This is a genomic window from Sphingopyxis sp., from assembly GCF_050916055.1.
GTDB lineage: Bacteria > Pseudomonadota > Alphaproteobacteria > Sphingomonadales > Sphingomonadaceae > Sphingopyxis.
The window spans coordinates 83,559-104,137 of sequence record NZ_CP051527.1; the positions used below are offsets into that span (position 1 = coordinate 83,559).

The 20,579-nt window shown below is 66.2% G+C and carries 20 protein-coding genes and 1 pseudogene; 10 read left to right on the forward strand and 11 right to left on the reverse strand.

Translation table 11 applies throughout. The features are described from left to right. Nucleotides 1-18: 18 nt before the first annotated feature. The 4 genes and pseudogenes from HEQ22_RS00405 to HEQ22_RS00420 form a co-directional block, all read left to right on the forward strand. Nucleotides 19-591, forward strand: a complete 573-nt coding sequence (locus tag HEQ22_RS00405) for a RecX family transcriptional regulator (RefSeq protein WP_432769234.1) — start codon at nucleotides 19-21, stop codon at nucleotides 589-591. Between the two features lie 51 nt (nucleotides 592-642). Further along, nucleotides 643-1,107, forward strand: a complete 465-nt coding sequence (locus tag HEQ22_RS00410) for a DUF192 domain-containing protein (protein ID WP_432769235.1) — start codon at nucleotides 643-645, stop codon at nucleotides 1,105-1,107. Between the two features lie 72 nt (nucleotides 1,108-1,179). Beyond that, nucleotides 1,180-1,566 carry an NADH:ubiquinone oxidoreductase subunit NDUFA12 gene (locus HEQ22_RS00415; protein ID WP_432769236.1) on the forward strand — a complete coding sequence of 129 codons (387 nt, stop codon included), beginning with the start codon at nucleotides 1,180-1,182 and terminating at the stop codon, nucleotides 1,564-1,566. Nucleotides 1,567-1,796: 230 nt separating this feature from the next. Then, nucleotides 1,797-1,967: pseudogene (locus HEQ22_RS00420) on the forward strand (DUF2155 domain-containing protein); the annotation flags it as partial. Nucleotides 1,968-2,002: 35 nt separating this feature from the next. On the opposite strand, the gene aat reads toward HEQ22_RS00420, so the two are convergent. Next, nucleotides 2,003-2,770: a leucyl/phenylalanyl-tRNA--protein transferase gene (gene aat, locus HEQ22_RS00425; protein ID WP_432770909.1), complete on the reverse strand. Its 768-nt coding sequence runs from the start codon at nucleotides 2,768-2,770 to the stop codon at nucleotides 2,003-2,005. Nucleotides 2,771-2,778: 8 nt separating this feature from the next. Further along, on the reverse strand, nucleotides 2,779-3,648 hold the full coding sequence (locus HEQ22_RS00430; RefSeq protein WP_432769237.1) for a class I SAM-dependent methyltransferase: 870 nt from the start codon (nucleotides 3,646-3,648) through the stop codon (nucleotides 2,779-2,781). Between the two features lie 51 nt (nucleotides 3,649-3,699). On the opposite strand from HEQ22_RS00430, the gene HEQ22_RS00435 reads away from it, so the two are divergent. Further along, nucleotides 3,700-3,885, forward strand: coding sequence for a hypothetical protein (locus HEQ22_RS00435; protein ID WP_432769238.1), 186 nt, complete (start codon nucleotides 3,700-3,702; stop codon nucleotides 3,883-3,885). Nucleotides 3,886-3,990: 105 nt separating this feature from the next. On the opposite strand, the gene HEQ22_RS00440 is transcribed toward HEQ22_RS00435, so the two are convergent. From HEQ22_RS00440 to HEQ22_RS00465, 6 genes are all read right to left on the reverse strand, one after another. Continuing rightward, nucleotides 3,991-5,478: a CpaF family protein gene (locus HEQ22_RS00440; protein WP_432769239.1), complete on the reverse strand. Its 1,488-nt coding sequence runs from the start codon at nucleotides 5,476-5,478 to the stop codon at nucleotides 3,991-3,993. A 643-nt stretch (nucleotides 5,479-6,121) separates the two neighbouring features. Continuing rightward, on the reverse strand, nucleotides 6,122-6,382 hold the full coding sequence (locus HEQ22_RS00445) for an ATP synthase F1 subunit epsilon (protein WP_432769240.1): 261 nt from the start codon (nucleotides 6,380-6,382) through the stop codon (nucleotides 6,122-6,124). A gap of 159 nt (nucleotides 6,383-6,541) precedes the next feature. After that, complete coding sequence (gene atpD, locus HEQ22_RS00450; RefSeq protein ID WP_432769241.1) at nucleotides 6,542-8,080, reverse strand: F0F1 ATP synthase subunit beta; 1,539 nt, start codon at nucleotides 8,078-8,080, stop codon at nucleotides 6,542-6,544. Between the two features lie 113 nt (nucleotides 8,081-8,193). Continuing rightward, complete coding sequence (locus HEQ22_RS00455) at nucleotides 8,194-9,069, reverse strand: F0F1 ATP synthase subunit gamma (protein WP_432769242.1); 876 nt, start codon at nucleotides 9,067-9,069, stop codon at nucleotides 8,194-8,196. A gap of 51 nt (nucleotides 9,070-9,120) precedes the next feature. Beyond that, nucleotides 9,121-10,650, reverse strand: coding sequence for a F0F1 ATP synthase subunit alpha (atpA, locus tag HEQ22_RS00460; protein WP_432769243.1), 1,530 nt, complete (start codon nucleotides 10,648-10,650; stop codon nucleotides 9,121-9,123). A 40-nt stretch (nucleotides 10,651-10,690) separates the two neighbouring features. Then, nucleotides 10,691-11,257 carry a F0F1 ATP synthase subunit delta gene (locus HEQ22_RS00465; protein WP_432769244.1) on the reverse strand — a complete coding sequence of 189 codons (567 nt, stop codon included), beginning with the start codon at nucleotides 11,255-11,257 and terminating at the stop codon, nucleotides 10,691-10,693. Between the two features lie 258 nt (nucleotides 11,258-11,515). Between HEQ22_RS00465 and HEQ22_RS00470 the strand changes: the two genes are divergently transcribed. Further along, on the forward strand, nucleotides 11,516-12,193 hold the full coding sequence (locus HEQ22_RS00470) for a dienelactone hydrolase family protein (RefSeq protein WP_432769245.1): 678 nt from the start codon (nucleotides 11,516-11,518) through the stop codon (nucleotides 12,191-12,193). A 156-nt stretch (nucleotides 12,194-12,349) separates the two neighbouring features. Here HEQ22_RS00470 and HEQ22_RS00475 read toward each other — a convergent pair whose 3' ends face one another. Further along, complete coding sequence (locus tag HEQ22_RS00475; RefSeq protein WP_432769246.1) at nucleotides 12,350-13,873, reverse strand: S1C family serine protease; 1,524 nt, start codon at nucleotides 13,871-13,873, stop codon at nucleotides 12,350-12,352. Between the two features lie 101 nt (nucleotides 13,874-13,974). Between HEQ22_RS00475 and HEQ22_RS00480 the strand changes: the two genes are divergently transcribed. From HEQ22_RS00480 to HEQ22_RS00490, 3 genes are read left to right on the forward strand one after another with little or no spacing between them, the layout of a single operon-like run. Continuing rightward, entirely contained in the window at nucleotides 13,975-14,442 is a 468-nt protein-coding gene (locus tag HEQ22_RS00480; RefSeq protein WP_432769247.1) for a DUF1203 domain-containing protein, read from the forward strand. Beyond that, nucleotides 14,439-15,476 carry a bifunctional DNA-binding transcriptional regulator/O6-methylguanine-DNA methyltransferase Ada gene (gene ada, locus HEQ22_RS00485; RefSeq protein ID WP_432769248.1) on the forward strand — a complete coding sequence of 346 codons (1,038 nt, stop codon included), beginning with the start codon at nucleotides 14,439-14,441 and terminating at the stop codon, nucleotides 15,474-15,476. Before HEQ22_RS00480 ends, ada begins: the two co-directional genes overlap by 4 nt. Further along, the gene (locus HEQ22_RS00490; RefSeq protein WP_432769249.1) at nucleotides 15,476-16,234 is read left to right on the forward strand and encodes an isocitrate lyase/PEP mutase family protein; all 759 of its coding nucleotides are present in this window, start codon (nucleotides 15,476-15,478) and stop codon (nucleotides 16,232-16,234) included. The genes ada and HEQ22_RS00490 overlap by 1 nt, the downstream gene beginning before the upstream one ends. Before the next feature lie 15 nt (nucleotides 16,235-16,249). Here the strand turns inward: HEQ22_RS00490 and HEQ22_RS00495 are convergent, their stop codons facing one another. After that, nucleotides 16,250-17,785, reverse strand: a complete 1,536-nt coding sequence (locus HEQ22_RS00495) for a hypothetical protein (RefSeq protein WP_432769250.1) — start codon at nucleotides 17,783-17,785, stop codon at nucleotides 16,250-16,252. Between the two features lie 69 nt (nucleotides 17,786-17,854). Then, a complete protein-coding gene (locus tag HEQ22_RS00500) occupies nucleotides 17,855-20,023 on the reverse strand; it encodes a primosomal protein N' (RefSeq protein ID WP_432769251.1) in 2,169 nt (722 codons plus the stop codon). Between the two features lie 108 nt (nucleotides 20,024-20,131). Here HEQ22_RS00500 and HEQ22_RS00505 point away from each other — a divergent pair, with 108 nt between their 5' ends. Beyond that, nucleotides 20,132-20,575, forward strand: a complete 444-nt coding sequence (locus HEQ22_RS00505) for a hypothetical protein (RefSeq protein ID WP_432769252.1) — start codon at nucleotides 20,132-20,134, stop codon at nucleotides 20,573-20,575. Nucleotides 20,576-20,579 lie beyond the last annotated feature (4 nt).

Consider the following 20,579-nt stretch of genomic DNA (forward strand, 5'->3'; position numbering starts at 1 on the left):
CTGTGGCATAAACATGGCATGGGGAACAGCCGCGCACCATCCAACCGGACCAGAAAAGCTTTGGGCGCAGCGCGGCTCGACGAGCTGGCGCTGTCCTATGTGGCGCGATTCGCCACCAGCCGGGCGAAACTGACACGCTATCTGTCGCGAAAAATTCGCGAATCCGAATGGATCGACGAAAGCGATGCGATGGCGGCGTGCGAGGCGGTGGCCGACCGGATGGAGCGGCTGCAGTTCCTTGACGACCGGCAATATGCGGTGATGCGCGCCGGGGCGATGACACGCCGCGGGCTGGGGGTGCGGCGGGTCAAGGCGCAGCTTTATGTGGACGGCATCGCCGCAGCGGACAGCGGCGAAGCGATCGAGAGTGCCGAGGCGGCGGCGATGGACGCGGCGGTCGGCTTTGCCCGGCGGCGGCGGTTCGGTCCGTTCGCGGCCGTGGCGGCAGGCGATCCGAAACTGCGCGAGCGGCAGATCGCGGCGTTTTTGCGCGCCGGTCACCCGATGACGCTGGCGCGGCGCATCCTGGCGATCGCCCCCGGCGATGACGACGCGCTGGCGGCGCTGGACGACGCGGCGGCGCTTGATTAGGACGGCGGCGGCCGGCGACGCCGCTCGCCGTGATGATCGAGAGGATATGCGATGCGTGCGATACTGACCGCTCTGGCCATATCGCTGGCGATGCCGATCGCAGGCTGCGCCGGCGATTCGGGGGCCCAGACCGAGGGCGCCCTGACGATCCCGGTGACGATTACGGCGCCCGGGCAAACGCACCGGTTCGACGTCGAAGTCGCGCGTACCGCAGAGGAGCAGCGGCAGGGGCTGATGTTCCGCACCAGCCTGCCCGCCGACGGCGGGATGCTGTTTCCCTTTGCCAAGCCGCGCATCGCCAGCTTCTGGATGCGCAACACGCTGATCCCGCTCGACATGATCTTTATCCGCGCCGACGGCAGCATCGACCGGATCGCCGAAAATACCATCCCCGAATCGATCGAGCCGGTCGCGAGCGGCGGCGAAGTTGCCGCGGTGCTCGAGCTTGCCGGCGGCACCGCGGCGCGGCTGGGCATCGACGAGACGGCCAAGGTGACGTGGAAAGATCGAAAATAGCGCCGCCAAACCGATGCGTCCCACCGTTTGACGCTTGCGAAGCGCCGCAGCTTGCCTGTAAACGCGGGCGCCATGAGCATCCTTGGCAAGATTTTCACCTGGTGGGACGGCGCGACCGTCGGGACGTTGCTGAACAGCTGGCGCACCGGCGAGCAGGTGGGCGAAGACGGGCTGGGCAACCGCTATTTTCGCGCCCGCAAGGGCAATCGCCGCTGGGTGCTGTATAACGGATCGAACGATGCGAGCCGGGTGCCGCCCGAATGGCACGGCTGGCTGCACGGCACCTTCGACGAGCTGCCGACCGACGCGCTGCCTGCCCCGCGCGCATGGGAGCAGCCGGCGACCGCCAATCTGACTGGCAGCATCGCGGCCTATCGCCCCGCCGGAGCGCTCGAGCGCGGCGGGCGGCGAGCCGCGGCAACCGGGGATTATGAGGCCTGGCGGCCCGGCGCGGATTAATGCGTCGCTGCGCCCAGACCCTGCTGGCGGCGTCGATCGCCGCGTCCGCGCTGAGCGCATGCGACCGCACGCCTTCGCAGGGCAAGGGCAGCGCGACGGTGCCGACGATCGCCAAATCCGAAACCGTGCCGCAGGAAGTCGGCGGTTTCGAAGGCGCGACCCCGATGGCCGAGCGCGTCGCGGTGGTCGGCCTGCTCAACAAGCGCAACGGGCTGGTCCGCGAACTGGAAATGAAGCCGGGCGACACCGCCCGCGTCGGGCGGGCGATCGTCCGCCTGCGCGCCTGCGAACAGACCGCGCCGTGGGAGGATCCGCCGGAGACGGGGGCGTTCGTGCAGTTGACCGTGCAGGATCAGCGCGACGACAATTGGTACCGGGTGTTTTCGGGCTGGATCTTTCGCGAGCGTCCCGATCGCAACGTGATCGAGCACCCGATCTATGACGTGTTCGTCAAAAGCTGTGCGATGACATATCCCGGCGGCGAACCCGTTGCCCGGTCGGCCCCCAAGGCCGCCGCGCCGCCCAAGGCGTCGAGCGCGCCCCAGTCGCCCGCGGCGAACGGCGGCGAGGGCGGCCCGGCACCGGCACCGACGCCGCCGCCCGTTCCCGCGCCGGCCGCAGCGGAGCCGTCCGACAACACCGAATAGAGCCGCGCGAGATAGGCGGCCTGGGGGATTTCAATCGCCCCCAGGCTGGCCAGATGTGGGGTGATGAACTGGCAGTCGAGCAATTGCCAGCCGCCGGCGACGAGCCGCGCGACGAGATGCGCGAGCGCGACCTTCGACGCATCGCGCGCCCGGCTCACCATCGATTCGCCGAAAAAGGCGCGGCCGAGCGATACGCCATAGAGGCCGCCGACCAGCTCGCCGTCCAGCCAGCATTCGACGCTGTGGGCATGGCCGAGGCGGAACAGTCGCTCGTAGCTCGCGCTGATCACCGGATTGATCCACGTCGTCGGCCGGTCGTCCGCCGGCGCGGCGCACAGCGCGACCATGGCGGGAAAGGCGGTGTCGGTGGTGACGCGAAAACGGTCGCTGGCGATCACCTTGCGTAGGCTGCGCGAGAGGCGGAACCCGCCCAGCGGCAGGATCGCGCGCAGCCGCGGCTCGACCCAATGCACCGACGGGTCATCGACCCCGTCGGCCATCGGGAAAAGACCCTGCGCGTAGGCGCTGAGCAGCAGCGCAGGGTCGATGGTTTCGATCTGGCGCGTCAGCTGGCGGGCTTCAAGAATTTCAGCGTCATGCGGTCCGATTCGCCGATCGCGACATATTTTTCGCGGTCGGTGTCGCCTTCGCGCAGGTTCGGCGGCAGCGTCCACACGCCCTTTTCATAGTCGTGGGTGTCTTTGGGGTTCGCGTTGACGTCGCTTTCGCCGGCGAGCTTGAACCCCGCCGCTTCGGCAAAGCCGACGACCGACGAGCGCTTCATATAGCCGCTCTTTTCCTCGAGCGCCGAATCCATGTCTTCGGGCAGCCGGTGATCGACGACGCCCAGCGTGCCGCCGGGTTTCAGCATCGCGAAAATCTGCTTGAACGCCTCGGCGGTGTTGTCGGCGCCGCCGAAACGCCAGTTGTGGACGTTGCGGAAGGTCAGCACGACGTCGGCGCTGCTGTCGGGCACCTTGGGATTTGTGCCGCCGTTCGGAAATTCGGCGAGCTTGAGCGCGCCGTACAGCGCGGCCTCGGCGGTCTGCTTTTCCTTGATGCGACCGAGCCCGCGCTCCCACGGCGCCGCGACATAGAGGGTGCCGCCGCCCGCTTTGGCGAGCGGGGCGAGGATTTCGGTGTACCAGCCGCCGCCGGGCCACAATTCGACGACGGTATCGCCGGGTTTGACGCCAAAGAAGGCGAGCGTTTCGGCGGGGTGGCGCCAGGGATCGCGCGCGACGTTGGCGGGGGTGCGGGTCGGCGCGGCGACCGCGGCGGTGATGGCGCCGGCGTTCATATCGTGGCCCTGCTGGGCATCGGTGCCGGCGGGCGCGGCATGACCGGCGTGGCCGGCATGACCGTCCTGGGTGACCGCGGCGGCGGGAACGGCGATAGCGATGGCGGCACTTGCAACCAGCAACAGGGAACGCATATGGGCACCTCTCTTTTGGGGGAACCCCTGTTTGGGTAGGGATGCGACGCAATGCAAGTGTCGATGCTGATCGCCAGCGCTGCGGGCGCCGTCCTGGCGGTCGCCGCCGAAGTCGCCGACTGGCGCCGTCGCAACCGGCGCGATGTCGATGCGGTCGGGTTCATGCCGTGGCGCGGGATCGCGCTGATGGGGGTCGCGGTGGCGCTGTTCGCGGCGGTGCTGGCGTTGAAGCCGTGATTCTTCTCGTCATTGCGAGCGGAGCGAAGCAATCCAGAGCGGTTTACGCGACTCTGGATTGCCGCGTCGCCTGCGGCTTCTCGCAATGACGAGAATGAGCGGCTTTTAGAGGCACGCCTCGAGATACGGCTGATCGAAGCCGTACTGGCGCGCTTTTTCTAGTGTATAAGGGCGCAGGCCCATGGCGCGATATTCGCCGACGATCTTGCCGTCCTTGTCCTCGTCGAGATATTCGAACTTGAACAATTCCTGGGTGACGATGACGTCGCCTTCCATGCCGATCACTTCGGTGACGTTGGTGACGCGGCGCGACCCGTCGCGCAGGCGTTTGATCTGGATGACCATGTCGACCGAATCGGCGATCTGCTTTGAAATCGCTTCCTTCGGGATCTTCACGTCGCCCATCAGCACCATATTTTCCATACGGCCCAGGCATTCGCGGGGTGAGTTGCTGTGGAGCGTACACATCGACCCGTCGTGACCGGTGTTCATCGCGGCGAGCAGATCGAAACATTCGGCGCCGCGCACCTCGCCCATGATGATGCGGTCGGGACGCATACGCAGCGCGTTCTTGACGAGATCGCCCATGTGGATCGCGCCATTGCCCTCAAGATTCGCGGGGCGGGTTTCGAGCGGCAGCCAGTGCGGCTGTTGCAGGCGAAGTTCGGCGGCATCCTCGATGGTCAGCACGCGCTCGCCGGGGTCGATCATCTTCGACAGCGCGTTGAGCATCGTCGTCTTGCCCGAGCCGGTACCGCCCGAGATGACGATGTTGAAGCGGCTGGCGCCCGCGATCTTCAGCGCGGTGCACATTTTCTGGCTCATCGCGCCCCACTGACACAGCATGTCGAGGGTGATCGGCTTTGCGGAGAATTTACGAATCGAGATCGCGGTACCGCGCAAGCTGAGCGGCGGGACGATCACGTTGACGCGGCTGCCGTCCTTGAGGCGGGCGTCGGCGAGCGGGGTGGTCTGGTCGACGCGGCGGCCGACGAGGTTGCAGATGCGCTGGGCGATCTGGAACAGATGCTGTTCGTCGCGGAACTGGATCGGGGCGATCATCAACTGCCCCTTTTTTTCGATATACGTCTGGTACGGGCCGTTGACCATGATGTCCGAAATGTCGGGATCGGCGAGCAATTCTTCGAGCGGGCCAAAGCCGAGCAACTCGTCAACCAGCACCTTTTCGAGCGCGAACTGCTCGCGGCGGTTGAGCGTGATGCGCAGCTCTGCAAGCACCTCGAGGATGATCGGGCGGAATTCCTCGGTCAGCTCGTCCTTCGACAGCGTGGCCGCGGCTTCGGGATCGACGCGTTCGAGCAGGCGCGGCAGCACCTGTTCCTTGATCTTGTGGACGCTGGCTTCGAATCCTTGCGCCTTTTCGGGTTCGGCCATGTCGGCGGTCGAACGCAGGTTCAGCCGCTCCATCGCCTCGTCTTCGGGCGACAGGTTCGACGGCATCTGCGGAAGGTCGGGGGTGTCGATCGCGGGGAACTGGGCGCCGCCGCCCACGCCCGATCCACCCTGCATCGGCTTGGCCACGCCAAAGGCGGGGCGGCCAGCGGTTCCGGGTCGGCGTCCGAATGCACTCATTCGCTTTGTCCTGCTTTCCAAATATATTCGGGCATCGCCGCCAGTCGCCGGCGCACCCGATCGGACACGGTGAATAAAGTGGAAACTTTGACATTGTCCTAATGCGGCGCGCGATTGTGAAATGCCGGGGGCGGCGTGAGCCATGGGCTCACGCGGAGACGCTGAGGCGCGGAGAGATAGGGACTTTCGCGCAGAGGGCGCAAAGGACGCAGAGAGAAGGAGGGCCGCAAAACCGCTAATCCAATTCTCCGCCGCGTCTCCGTCGCCGCGTGCACCTAATCACAGCAGTTTCGGCCCACAAAAAGCCTACCCCTGTTGAGATGTGGGCGTTGCTGCAGTCAAATTTTGGACTGGATGGGCGCTTGCGACACCGAACCAGCCAGGTTCGCGGTGGCTAGCCTGATGTGACGGTGGTCGAATGGCCAGTCTGTCGGGCATGATGATTGGCGCGATTCTGAGCGACTACTTCATCAGCTGTGGCCCCACCGATTCTCGAACCTTCGGTATTACAATATGTGTAATAGAAGGTATCGATATGCTCAGCCTTCACACGCTCATCGTCATCATTAGGCATCGTAGGTGTCTGCCCCTCACGAGCCTATCACGCCTGGCCAGTTTTTGAAATGCTCTTAATTCTTCGCGATCAGCTGGCGGTGACATGCTCAGCGAGGACGGTCAGGCCCTGCTCGTTGACCTCGGCAAAGCCGCCTTCAACTTCGATCACCTCGGGTGCGGCGCCCTGCGTCGCGTAGATGGTCAGCGGCGCGTTGCGCAGCGTCGCCATGAACGGCGCATGGCCTTCGAGCACCGAGAAGTCGCCTTCGCTGCCGGGCACGGTGACCATGTAAACCTCGATCGACCGCTCGAGGCGGGCCGGGGTGACGAGTTCGAACTTCAGAGCCATCTTTTATTCCTCAAACCCCTCTCCTTTAGGGAAGGGGCAGTGAGACTTGGTACGGCGAAGCCGAGCCTAGTCACAGCGGGGTGGGGCGTTTCGGCCTTGCGCTACATCGCGAGACCCCACCCCAACCCCTCCCCTGAAGGGGAGGGGCTCAGGTAAGTCTTACGCGTCTTCGGCGAGCTTGGCGGCCTTGGCGACCGCTTCGTCGATGCCGCCGACCATGTAGAAGGCCGCTTCGGGAAGGTGATCATATTCGCCGTCGACCACCGCCTTGAACGACTTCACCGTGTCTTCGATCGCCACGAACTTGCCGGGGATGTTGGTAAAGACTTCCGCGACGTGGAACGGCTGCGACAGGAAGCGCTGGATCTTGCGCGCGCGTGCGACGACCAGCTTATCTTCTTCGCTCAGCTCGTCCATGCCGAGAATCGCGATGATGTCCTGCAGCGACTTGTACTTCTGCAGCGTTTCCTGAACGCGGCGGGCCGTTTCATAATGCTCCTGGCCGACGATGGCGGCGGTCAGCACGCGGCTGGTCGAATCGAGCGGATCGACCGCCGGATAGATACCGAGTTCCGAAATCGCGCGGTTCAGCGTCGTCGTCGCGTCCAAGTGGGCGAACGAGGTGGCGGGAGCAGGGTCGGTCAAGTCATCCGCGGGAACGTAAATGGCCTGCACCGAGGTGATCGAGCCCTTGTTCGTCGAGGTGATGCGTTCCTGCAACGCGCCCATGTCGGTCGACAGGGTAGGCTGGTAGCCCACGGCCGAGGGAATGCGCCCGAGCAGCGCCGACACTTCCGAACCCGCCTGGGTGAAGCGGAAGATGTTGTCGACGAAGAACAGCACGTCCTGACCTTCGACGTCGCGGAAATATTCGGCGATCGTCAGGCCCGACAGCGCCACGCGGGCGCGGGCGCCCGGCGGCTCGTTCATCTGGCCGAACACCAGCGCCACCTTCGAACCCTCGGGGGTCGGGTTGCCGTCGGCGTCCTTGGCGATCACGCCGGCGTCGAGGAATTCGTGATAGAGATCGTTGCCTTCGCGGGTGCGTTCACCGACGCCCGCGAACACCGACGTACCACCATGGCCCTTGGCGATGTTGTTGATCAGCTCCTGAATGAGAACCGTCTTGCCGACGCCGGCGCCGCCGAACAGGCCGATCTTGCCGCCCTTCGCATAAGGCGCGATCAGGTCGATGACCTTGATGCCGGTGACGAGGATGCTCGATTCGGTCGACTGATCGACGAATTCAGGGGCCTTGGCATGGATCGGCGAGCGGAGGTCGGTGACGACCGGGCCGCGTTCGTCGATCGGCTCGCCGATGACGTTGAGGATGCGGCCGAGCGTCTGCGGGCCGACCGGAACCGAAATCTGCGCGCCGGTGTCGGTCACGGGCTGGCCGCGGGTCAGGCCGTCGGTCGCGTCCATCGCGATGGTGCGGACGGTGTTTTCGCCGAGGTGCTGCGCGACTTCGAGAACGAGGCGGTTGCCGTTGTTGTCGGTTTCCAGCGCGTTCAGAATCGCGGGCAGGGTGCCGGTGAACTGGACGTCGACGACGGCGCCGATGACCTGCGCGATGCGGCCGGTGGCGATGCCGGTGCTGGCGGCCTTGGGCGCAGCGGCCTTCTTCGGCGCAGCAGCCTTGGGCGCGGCAGGCTTCTTGGCGGGTGCCTTCTTTTCAGGGGCGGGTGCGGTTGCCATGTTCGTTTCCTTGCCTTCTTTATGTCGTCATCCCAGCGACAGCTGGGATCGCTGGCCTGCTGGCGCAGCTTCGGGTGGGTAGCGGCCCCAGCTTTCGCTGGGGCGACGGAATTTTACAGCGCTTCGGCGCCAGCGATGATTTCGATAAGCTCGGTCGTGATCGCCGCCTGACGCGTGCGGTTGTAGATGATGGTCAGTTTGTTGATCAGGTCGCCCGCGTTGCGCGTCGCATTGTCCATCGCGGTCATCGACGCGCCCTGTTCGGACGCGGCGTTTTCCAGCAGACCCTTGAAGATCTGGATCGTGATGTTGCGCGGCAGCAGGTCGGCGAGGATCGCTTCCTCGTCGGGTTCATATTCGACCGCGGCGCCGCTCGCTGCCGGAACATCGACGGGGGCGGGAACCGGGATCAGCTGCTGGCCGGTCGCTTCCTGGAGCAGCGCCGAGCGGAACTTCGAATAGAAAAGATGCGCGACGTCGAACGCGCCGGCTTCGTACATCTCCATCACCTTGGCGGCGATGTCCTGCGCCTGTTCGAAGCCGATGTCGCGGATGCCCGTCGTTTCATACTGCTCGACGATCTGGCCCGCGAACAGGCGCGCGATGACCGGGCGGCCCTTGCGGCCGACGAGGTAGAAGAGCACCTTCTTGCCCTGCGCCTGCAGGTCGAGCGCCTTGTCGCGCGCGGCGCGGACGATGTTCGAGTTGAACGCGCCGGCAAGGCCGCGGTCGCTGTTGAGCACGACGAGCAGATGGGCGTCGCTCTTGCCGGTGCCGGCGAGCAGCTGCGGCGCCGAATCGGACCCGCCGACCTTTGACGCCAGGCTGGCGACGACGCCTTCGAGGCGCGTCGCATAGGGGCGCGCGGCTTCGGCGGCCGCTTGCGCGCGGCGCAGCTTGGCGGCGGCGACCATCTTCTTGGCCTTGGTGATCTTCTGGGTCGATTTGACCGAGCCGATCCGCCCTTTGAGTTCCTTCAACGATGCCATTTCGGCCTCTCTAAATCGTCATCTCAGCTTTCGTCGGGATGACGGAACCAGTTACGCGAAAATCTTGGCGAAGGCTTCGAGCGCCGCGACCAGACCCTTTTTGGCGTCGTCGCCGAGATCCTTGGTGTCGCGGATCGTCTTCAACACGTCGGCGTGGTCGCTGCGCAGATAGGCGAGCATCGCCTGTTCGTAGCGGTTGACGTCGGTGACGGGAACGTTGTCGAGGAAGCCGTTGGTGCCGGCAAAGATCGACGCGGTCTGTTCTTCGAACGGCATCGGCTGGAACTGCGCCTGCTTCAAGAGCTGGGTCAGGCGCGCGCCGCGGTTGAGCAGCTTTTGCGTCGACGCATCAAGGTCCGAGCCGAACTGCGCGAAGGCTTCCATTTCGCGATATTGCGCGAGTTCGAGCTTGATCGAGCCCGACACCTTTTTCATCGCCTTGGTCTGCGCGGCAGAACCGACTCTGCTCACCGACAGGCCGACGTTGATCGCCGGGCGGATACCGGCATTGAACAGGCCGGTTTCGAGAAAGATCTGGCCGTCGGTGATCGAAATCACGTTGGTCGGGATGTACGCCGACACGTCGCCCGCCTGCGTTTCGATGATCGGCAGCGCGGTGAGCGAGCCCGACCCATTGTCGCTGTTCATCTTGGCGGCGCGCTCGAGCAGACGGCTGTGCAGATAGAAAACGTCGCCCGGATAAGCTTCGCGGCCCGGCGGGCGGCGCAGCAGCAGCGACATCTGACGGTACGCGACGGCCTGCTTCGACAGATCGTCATAGACGATCACGGCGTGCATGCCGTTGTCGCGGAAAAACTCGCCCATCGTGCAGCCGGTGTAGGGTGCGAGGAACTGCAGCGGGGCCGGCTCCGACGCGGTTGCGGCGACGACGATCGAATATTCCATCGCGCCATTTTCTTCGAGCTGGCGGACGATCTGCGCCACGGTCGAGCGCTTCTGGCCGACCGCGACGTAGATGCAATAGAGCTTCTTGCTCTCGTCATCGCCGGCGTTGGCCTGCTTCTGGTTGATGAAGGTGTCGATCGCGACGGCGGTCTTGCCGGTCTGGCGATCGCCGATGATCAGTTCGCGCTGGCCGCGGCCGACGGGGACGAGCGCGTCGAGCGCCTTCAGGCCGGTCTGGACGGGTTCGTGCACCGAGGTACGTGGGATGATACCCGGCGCCTTCACTTCGACGCGCATGCGCTTGTCGGCCTTGATCGGGCCTTTGCCGTCGATCGGATTGCCGAGGCCATCGACGACGCGGCCGAGCAGGCCCTTGCCGACGGGAACGTCGACGATCGTGCCGGTGCGCTTGACCTGGTCGCCTTCCTTGATCTCGGCGTCGCTGCCGAAGATCACGATGCCGACGTTGTCGGCTTCGAGGTTCAGGGCCATGCCCTGTACGCCATTGGCGAATTCGACCATTTCACCGGCCTGGACATTGTCGAGGCCGTGGACGCGGGCGATGCCGTCGCCGACCGACAGCACCTGACCGATTTCGCTGACCGTGGCGTCGGTGCCGAAATTGGCGATCTGGTCCTTGATGACCTTGCTGATTTCAGCGGCGCGGATTTCCATTGTTTAGCCTTTCATCGGGCAAATTTGGCGTACGGGCTGTTCAGCCCTTCATCGCCTGGGCGAAACTGTTGAGACGGGTACGGATGCTGCCGTCGATCAGCTGGCTGCCCAGCTGGACGACGAGGCCGCCGAGGATGGCGGGATCGACGGTCGTCGCGACGGCAACGTCGCGCCCGACACGGGATTTGAGGTTCTGGGTCAGCTCGGCAAGCTGCGCGGCCGACAGCGGATGCGCGCTGGTGACCTTCGCGGTCACTTCGCCGCGGTGGTTGGCGACGATGGCGTCGAACGCATCGATCATCTTGGGCAGATCGGCGAGGCGGCGGTTCTCCGCCAGCACGCCGAGGAATTTGGCGGTCAGCGAATCGAGCTGCATCGCCTTGGCGACCGCACCCACCGCATTGGCGGCGTCGGTGCGCCCGACGACCGGGCTGGCGATCAGCGCCGACAGGTCGTCCGATTCGGCAAGGCCGGCGCGCAGGGTGGCGAGGCTTTTCGACACCGCGTCGATCGCGTTCGATTCGCGCGCCAGATCGAACAAAGCGACCGCATAGCGGCCCGCGAGGCCCGCCGTGATGTTGCCTTGAATGCCGCCGGAATTCTCCACGCGTGAAAGTCCTTTGCTACGATCCCGTGGGGGATGGGTCGCGCGGGTTTTGGCGGATATTGGGTAATATCCCCCGCAGCGAAGTCGCGGCGCGCCTAGCAACGATTCTGCGGCAATGCAAGGCGGGGGTGGGGTGAATCGCGGCCCGTCCCCAAAGCCGTTTGCGCTGAGCTTGTCGAAGCCCGGTTCTTTCGTCAAAAGCCGGGCCAAGAGGACGGGACTTCGACAAGCTCAGTCGGAACGGCAGAGAGGTAGCGCATGGGCGAGATGATCCGGATGACGATGAACGATGGCGCCGAGATCGCCGTCTATCATGCCCAGCCGACCGGCGAACGGCGCGGCGGGTTGGTGCTGGCGCAGGAAATCTTCGGGGTGACCGACCATATCCGCGAGCTCGCCGACGAATATGCTGCCGACGGCTATGAGGTGCTGTCCCCCGCGCTGTTCGACCGCGAGCATCCGGGGTTCGAAAGCGACTATTCGGGGCCGCAATTCGAGCGCGCGGTGCAGCTGGCGCGCGAGCTGCACCCATTCGAACAGAGCCTGAAGGATGCGCAGACGTGCATCGACGCGCTCAAATCGAAAGGCGCGGTGTTCATCACCGGCTTTTGTTACGGCGGCTCGGTCGCGTGGCGGATGGCGCAGATCAGTTCGGACCTTGCCGCGGCCTCTTCCTATTATGGCAGCCTTGTCCCGACCCAGTTCAAGGACGAGGCGCCGCGCTGCGCGACGATCGCGCATTTCGGCCGCTTCGACGGCGGCATTCCGATGGAAGGCGTCGAGGCGCTGATCGCCAAGGAGCATCCGACCGCGCAGATCTTCGTTTATGAAGCGGGCCACGGTTTCAACAGCGACCGCCGCAAGGATTATCACGAACCGTCGAGCGAGCTGGCGCGCGAACGCACGCTGATGCTGTTCAAGGCGTGCGGGGGGTAATCCGGCGGCTAGGCCGGTTTAGGGGGAGCGGACGTTCGCTGATTTCCGTACCCCGGCGAAATCCGGATCTAAGAGAGTTGGTAAGCTGGCCTGGCGTGATTACGCCCTGGGCCCCGGCTTTCGCCGGGGTACACAGCATCCATGTCCATTTCCGGCTTAAGGCGCCGCGCGCTGGCATTCATAGACCAGCCGTTCGTTGGGGTTGGGCGGCAGCGCGCTGCGGATCGCGTCCTGCTGGGTGGCGAGCGCGGCGAGCGCGCCGGGGTCGGCCGAGCAGCCCTTGAGCGCGACACCGGCGCGAATCTCGCGCGCTTTGGTCATGGTTTCGGCGTCGAGCAGGTAGCGGTCGACGCGATAGTCGCGCCCCGCGGCGTCGATCGACGCGACGGTGACCGTCGCTTCGTCGTTCGGCACCAGGATGCGTTGCCAGCGCCCGTCGGACCCCTGCGCATATTGGGTGCGGCCGTTGACGCAGCCGCCGGCGGCGATCGCCACCGGGACGTCGGTGGTCGACGACACGGTGATGCGGCTGCGGTCGGGGCGGATCGTGCAGAGCAGATTGCCCGCTGCCAGTGTCGGCGCCGCGGCGGCCGGCGCGGCGCCGGGGCCGCCCGTGCTGTCGGCGATTTCGGCATGGGCATCGGGGCGGGTGACGAACAGGACCGCGGCGACGAGGATCAGCGCTGCGCCGACGCCGCCGGCGATCTTGGCGTTGCGCAGATTCTGCTGACTGTAGAAGAGCAGCCCGGCGCCCGCCGCGAGCGCGCCGATGACGAACAGCACCCCGGCGAGCGCGATGCGGTTTTCGCGCGCGGCCAGCGCTGCTTCCTCGGCGCGCGCCTGTTTCAAATCGCGGTCGTGCTTTGCCGCGGCGTCGCGGTCGGCGTTCGCCGCGGCGCTGGCGCGCGCATCGGCGTCAAGCGCGGCGCGGTCGCGCGCGTCGGCCTCGGCCAGCGACAGGCACGGGGTGCCGACGGTCGTGAAGGGCTGGTCGGCGTCGGCAAGGAAACGCGTCAGCTCGCGTCCCGCAATCGCGAAGGCGAACGGCGAATCGCCGTCGTCGGCGCGGGTGATCGCGGTGTTGATGCCGGTGATGCGCCCGCACTGGTCCACGAGCGGCCCGCCCGAATTGCCGCGCGAGATCTTTGCGGTGTGGATCAGCATCGCGACCCCGTCGACGCCTTGCGTGTTCGACAGATTGCCCTCGCTGCGCGTCGGGGTGCGCGGGGTGATATAATCGTTGGCGCTGCGCGCGGTGGCGAGATCGACATTGCCCGGATAGCCGAGCGCGACGACATCGTCGCCCGATTCGAGCGGCCCCGAATAGATGGCAGCGGGCGGGATGCGCCCCTCGGTAATCTCGATCAGCGCCAGGTCGCGCGCGGTGTCGATCGCGATCAGTTTCGCGGCATAGCTTTTCTTGCCCTCCGACGGGACGACGCCGAGCGCGACATTGCCCGGATAGCGCACCGCCGATTCGACGACATGGGCGTTGGTGACGATCCGCGTCGGCGAGATGGCGATGCCGCTGCCGTGACCGAATCCGACGACCTCGCCCTCCATCATCGCGACGGTGACGACGCGCACGACGCTGCGCGAGGCGGCGCTGATGTCGTCGGCGGCGCTGGCGGGCAGGGTGAGGGTGAGGATGGCGAGGAGGAGCGCAAGGAGGCGGGTCATGGCGCGCACCCTAGTCCCGCCAACTTTGAACGCAAGCATCGGGACGCGGGATTGGCGCCGGGGTGGCATTCGGAGCCCGACGCAAGCGAAAGGACGATGCGATGACCTATCGAATAACCGGGCTCGACCCCGCCGCCCCCCCGCTGTTCGCGCTGAGCGATGCCGAGCTTGCCGCCCGAAACGCGCGGCGGATCACCGCGACGGCCGACCGCGGCTTTCCGTGCCGTATCAGCCTTGATGACGCGAAAGCGGGCGAAGAGGTCATCCTGCTGCACCACATCAGCCATGACGTCGATACGCCGTTTCGCAGCGCCTATGCGATCTATGTGCGGGCGGCGGTCGAGGCGGCGACCTATCGCGACAGCCTGCCGCCGGCGTTCGCCGGGCGCATGATGGCCTTTCGCGGTTTCGACGGCGACGCGATGCTCACGGCCGCACGTCTTGGTCCCGGCGACGCGGGCGATGAGGCCATCCGCGACCTGTTCGCCGACCCCTCGGTCGCCTATATCCATGCCCAATATGCGACGAACGGCTGTTTCGCCGCGCGGATCGAAAGGGACGAGGCATGAGCGCCGCCGAGACCATGACCGACGACGATCGCTGGCAGGCGGTTGCGCGCCGCGACAAGGCCTTTGACGGCCGCTTCGTCACCGGGGTGCTGACCACCGGCATTTATTGCCGGCCAAGCTGCGCCGCGCGGCATCCGTTACGCAACAATGTGCGCTTCTTTGCCGATGGCGCGGCGGCGCGCGCGGCGGGGCTGCGCCCGTGCAAGCGCTGCCTGCCCGACGATTTCGCGCGCGACGAGGGCGCGGTGATCAAGGCGATTGCCGCGATCAAGGCGAGCGAGGAGCCGCTGGCGCTCGCCGACCTCGCCGTGCGCACCGGCTATTCGCCGACGCATTTCCAGCGCGTCTTCACCCGCCACACCGGGCTGTCGCCCGCCGCCTATGCCCGCGCGCTGCGCGAGGAGCGCGCGCGGCAGGCGCTGAGCGCGGGCGCGCGGGTGACCGACGCCATCTATGACGCGGGCTTTTCAGGGCCGTCGCGCTTCTACGACAATATGGAGGGACGGATGGGCATGACCGCATCGGCGTGGGTCAACGGCGGCAAGGGCACCGACATTCATTGGGCGGTGGTGCCGACGAGCCTCGGTGACATGCTCGTTGCGGCGACCGAAAAGGGGGTGTGCCGATTGAGCTTCGCCGAGGGGCGCGAGGCTCTGGAAAAGCGCTTTCCGGCGGCGACGCTGGTCGAGGGCGGCGATGATTTCGCGGCGTTGCTCAAGGACGTCGTCGCGGCGGTCGAGGCGCCGACGCAGGGTTTCGACCATATCCCGATCGACGTGAAGGGCACCGCCTTTCAGGAGGCGGTGTGGCGCGAACTGCGCCGAATCCCGGCGGGTGAGACGCGCAGCTATGCCGACATCGCCGCCGCGGTCGGCAAGCCGAAGGCGGTGCGCGCGGCGGGCAGCGCCAATGGCGCGAACAACGTGGCGGTGCTGATTCCGTGCCACCGGGTGGTGCGCAGCGACGGAACGCTCGGCGGCTATGCCTATGGCCTGCCGATCAAGGAAGAATTGCTCAAGCGGGAGAGTTTCTGATGTCCGACAAAGTGGCCGAATTTCGCGCGCTGCACGTCCCCGGCGATCCGCTGATCCTCGTCAATATCTGGGACGCGGGGAGCGCGAAGGCGGTCGCCGCGGCGGGCGCGAAGGCGATCGCGACGGGCAGCTATGGCGTCGCGGGCGCGCAGGGGCGCGCCGACGGCGAGGATTTCCCGCTCGACGACGTGTTCGACAATCTGGCGCGCATCCTTTCGGTCACCGACCTGCCGGTCACCATCGACATGGAATCGGGTTATGGCGCCGATCCGGCGTCGGTCGGGGCCTCGATCGGCATGGCGAAGGCGGCGGGCGCGGCGGGGATCAACATGGAGGACCGGATGTCCGGCGAGGGGGCGCTGTTGCCGATCGCCGCGGCGCAGGCGCGTTACCGCGCCGCCGCCGACACCGGTATTTTCGTCAACGCGCGCTGCGATGTGTTTCGCGGCGCCGACGTGGCAGCGGACGGCGACGCGCTGGTCGCGGCGACGCTCGAGCGCGCGCGGGCCTATGCCGACGCGGGGGCGGGGTCGCTGTTCGTACCCTTCCTGCTCGACGCGAAATGCATCGGCGCGATCTGCGATGCCTCGCCGCTGCCGGTGAACATCCTGCGCGGCAAGGGCGGGCCAACGCACCGCGAGCTGGCCGGGCTGGGCGTGGCGCGGATCAGCCACGGGCACCAGCCGTGGGCGGCCGCGATGGCGTGGCTGACCGGACAGGCGGTCGAGGTGCTGGGGGGCAACGAGCCCGATTATTGAGGCGGCGGCGCGGCGTCAGTCGCTTGCCGCAGGTTCGGATGCCGAGTTGGGGCTTTCCCGGTCGCGCATCCTTTCCAGCTGTTGCAGCAACTGCTCGCCGCCGCTGCCGTGTGGATCGAACGCGATCGACTGGGCCAGCTTCAACGCCGGATCGAACGATCCTTTGTTGGCCAGTGCAAAAGCATAGGCGACGCGCACCTGGATATTTTCGGGCGCCAGAGCAAAGGCGCGTTCCAGCCCCTGCACCGCGATGTCGGGCGGACGGACGCCCTGGTCGGTAAAGCTCTCGAAATAGGCGTAGAGCGGGACCGGGTCGTCGGGATTGGTACGATTGGCGAGCTGGATCGGCTGGCGCACGCTGCGCCACGCGCCGGCGCTATAGTCGCCCTTCTTGTCGAGTTCGAACGCGTTGAGCCGTGCGAGCAGCACATTGGCGCGGACATGGTCGGCCTTGGCGGCGAGCGCCAGATCCAGCGCTGCGCGCACCGCCGCCAGATCGCGCGCTTCCTCGCCGGTCGCCCATTCGGCGGCGGCAAGTTCGAACCAGACGCCGGCGTCGGCCGGATAGCGGTCGGCCAACAATTTCAGCCGGTCGCGTACCTTGCTCATGCGCTCGGAGCCGCGGTCGGCGCTGATCCGTTCGAGGTGCAGCGGCAACAGCGCGTCTTCGACCGCCGACAGCGGCGCAATGACGATATTGTCCGCGACCGGGATCGGCTCGAGTGTCGTGCGATAGGTCAGCGGACGGACCATGTAGCGGTTGAGATCCTTGTCGAGCTGCGCGAGGTCGCCGAACGCTTCGGTCGCCGCCTCTTTCGCATCCTTGCCGGTATTGATCGCGTTGATATAGGTGGTGAGTTGGCCGACCCGCTCGGGGTGATTGTAGAGCATGTGGGTGAGCACCCAGGCGCGGCCGTAATAGACATCGACCTGGCCGCCGTTCTTCATCGCGCCGGGCCGTTCGAGCAGGATCGTGTCGGCGGGGATTTTGGGCATTTCGAGCAGACCATAGGCGCGGCGATAGGCGGCCTTGCCGATCTCGGCCTTGCCGTCGCGGGTGAAATCGACGGTCGAATAATATTCGGCGAACCCCTCGATGAACCAGGCCGGGAAGGCGGCGGTGACATAGCGTTTCATGAAATGATGGCCATATTCATGGAACAGCGTCTGCTGCGAATCCGAGGTGCCCAAATTGCCCTCGAAATTCTCGCGGTGCGACACCGCAAAGCTTCCCTCGGGGTCGGGGCTGTAGAAACCGGCGATCGACGCGCCGCGCTTTCCCGAGGCCAGCCGTGCGGCTTCCTCGGTCTGCTGGACGAGATAGATGGGGAGCCGGTTGGGGTCGCGCCCGCCCGGCACCTTGAACCGGAAGCGCAGCGTCGCATCGAAGCGTTGCAGCGTTTCGGCGAAATCGCGCAGCGACCGCTCGCTGCCCTCGCTGTAGATGATGAAATTGTCGGTGTCGGCGCGCAGCCATTTGACCTCTGCCGCCGTTGCGCTGGCCAGCAGCGCCATCGTCGCGGCGCCCAGCGCCCATCGTCTTTGCATCATCGTCCCCCCGGCCCCTGTTCTGCCCGGCCATGCTGCCAAGCCGGGGCGCGGCTGTAAAGCCCGGTTATGTCAGACGAAACTATAAGGATCGATATCGATGGCGAGGCGCGCCTTGCTGGGCCAGTCGATGCTGGCGACCCAGTCGCGGATCGTTCCCTGCAAATCGAAGCTGCGCGGGGCGTGGAGGAGGAGGCGGAAACGGTGGCGGCCGCGCAGCATCGCGAGCGGGGCGGGGGCGGGGCCGTAGACCGCTAGGCCTTCGGCGACCGGCGCCTTTGCGCCCAGCCGCTGCGCGACGCCGCGCGCGACCTCGATATCTTCGGACGAGATGACGAGCGCGGCGAAGCGGCCATAGGGCGGCGCCCCCGCCTGTTTGCGCGATGCGGCCTCGGCGGCGTAGAAGCCGTCGCGGTCGTTGGCGACGAGCGCCGCCATCACCGGGGCGTCGGGGACGCGGGTCTGGATCAGCACCTCGCCGGGCTTCACCCCGCGCCCGGCGCGCCCCGCGACCTGCGCGATCTGCTGGAAGGTGCGTTCGGACGCGCGCAGATCGCCGCCGTCGAGGCCGAGATCGGCGTCGACGACGCCGACCAGCGTCAGGTTCGGGAAATGATAACCCTTGGTGACGAGCTGGGTGCCGATGATGATATCGACCAGCCCGCCCTCGACATTGTGGACGAATTCGGCGGCCTTGGCGGGCGACCACAAGGTGTCGCTGGTGACGATCGCGACGCGCGCCTCGGGGAAGCGCAAGCTCACCTCGTCGGCGACGCGCTCGACCCCGGGGCCGCAGGCGACGAGGCTGTCCTCGTCGTCGCATTCGGGGCAGAGCCGCGGCGGCGGCATGACATGGCCGCAATGGTGGCAGGCGAGGCGATGGACGAGCCGGTGCTCGACCATCCACGCGGTGCAGTTGGGGCACTGGATGCGGTGGCCGCAGGTGCGGCAGAGCGTCAGTGGGGCAAAGCCGCGGCGGTTGAGGAAGAGCAGCGACTGCTCGCCCTTTTGCAATCGGTCGGCGAGCGCGTCGACGAGCGGCGGCGCGAGCCAGCGGCCGCGGTCGGGCGGGTCGCCGCGCATGTCGATCGCGGCGAGATCGGGCAAGGTGGCGCCGCCGAAACGCGCGGGCAGGACGATGTGGCGATAGCGTCCCGCCTCGACCATCGCCAGGCTTTCGAGCGCGGGGGTGGCGCTGGCGAGGATGACGGGCAATCCCTCGAAATGCCCGCGCATCACCGCGACGTCGCGCGCGTGGTAATGGACGCCATCCTCCTGCTTAAAGCTGGTTTCATGCGCTTCGTCGACGACGATGACGCCGAGACTCGCGTAGGGCAGGAACAGGGCCGAGCGCGCGCCGACGACGATCTTCGCCTCGCCGCTGGCGATCGCGTGCCAGGCGCGGCGGCGCTCGGTCGAGCGCAGGCCCGAGTGCCAGGCGATGGGCTCGCAGCCGAAGCGCGCGGCGAAGCGGGTGAGCATCGGTTCGGTCAGCGCGATTTCCGGGAGCAGCACCAGCGCCTGTCTTCCGGCCGTAATCGCGGCGGCGATCGCCTCCATATAGACTTCGGTCTTGCCCGATCCGGTGACGCCGTCGAGCAGCAAGGTTTCGAATTTCGCCGCGGCGACCGCAGCGGTCAGTTGCGCGGCGGCGGCGGTCTGTTCGGCCGACAGGTCGGGCGGGGCGAAGGCGGGATCGGGGTGGGGGTAGGGCTGGTCAGCCGATACCGTTACCGCTTCCAGCGCACCGGTGTTCACCAGCCCGCGGATCACCGCTTCGCTGACCTCGGCGAGCGCGGCGAGTTCGCGCACCATGCCCTGCCGCTCGCCGATCTTGTCGAGCGCGACAGTGCGCTGCGGCGTCATCCGTGTGGGCAGCCCGCCGGTGGCGCGATATTCGACGATCGGGCGCTTGGCGTCGGCGAAGGCAACCCCGGGCAGCACCATCCGCAGCACCGACCCCGGCGGGGCGAGATAATAGTCGCTGGTCCATTCGACGAGACGGCGCAGCGGCGCCGCGATCGGCGGGACAGCGACGACTTCGTAGAGGTTGCGCAGGCGATTGTCGCCGACCGCCTCGGGCGCGCCGAACGCGCTGTCCTCCCACACCACGCCGCCCATCTTGCGCGGGCCCAAGGGAGCGACGACGACGCTGCCGAGCGGCGCTTCGGTGCCATAGGGCACACGATAGTCGAGCGGGCCGAGGGCGGCGGTCAGGAGGAGGACGCGGGCGCGAGTCATGGGACTGCGCAGGATATAGGGCTAACTCTTCCCGGTGGAAGCAGCTATTGACAAATCGGGCCTTATTGCTCATTGTGTGCAAATATGCGCGAACGGAGCAAATGCGCCATGGCAAAGGACGAAATTCCGGCGATACGTCACTATGGAAGAGGGGATAGAGTCTATGTGACGGCCCAAAGAATATGGGTCATCCTCGTCGCTCTCGTGGAAGCAAAAAGGCTACCCAATTGGAAGCCAAGACCGGGGAAGGGCGCGCCAACAATTACCTACGGAGAGTTGGTTCAGCTCATTAACCGAAGCCACCTTGCAGGACGCACAATACGCAACGAGCTGGGTATTATCGGTCACTATTGTCGGATGAATAGCCTGCCGTGTCTCAACACTTTGGTTGTTAATCAATTCGGCGAATGCGGCGAGAGCGTCGTCGTATCCGAAGGCCGTGACCCCGCGGGCGATAGGCGCGAAATTATGAAGATTGACTGGTTTGCCTACGGCGTGCCGACAACCGGTACGTTGCGCAAGGTTCACTCGAAATTTAATGTTGGCCATTGACCAA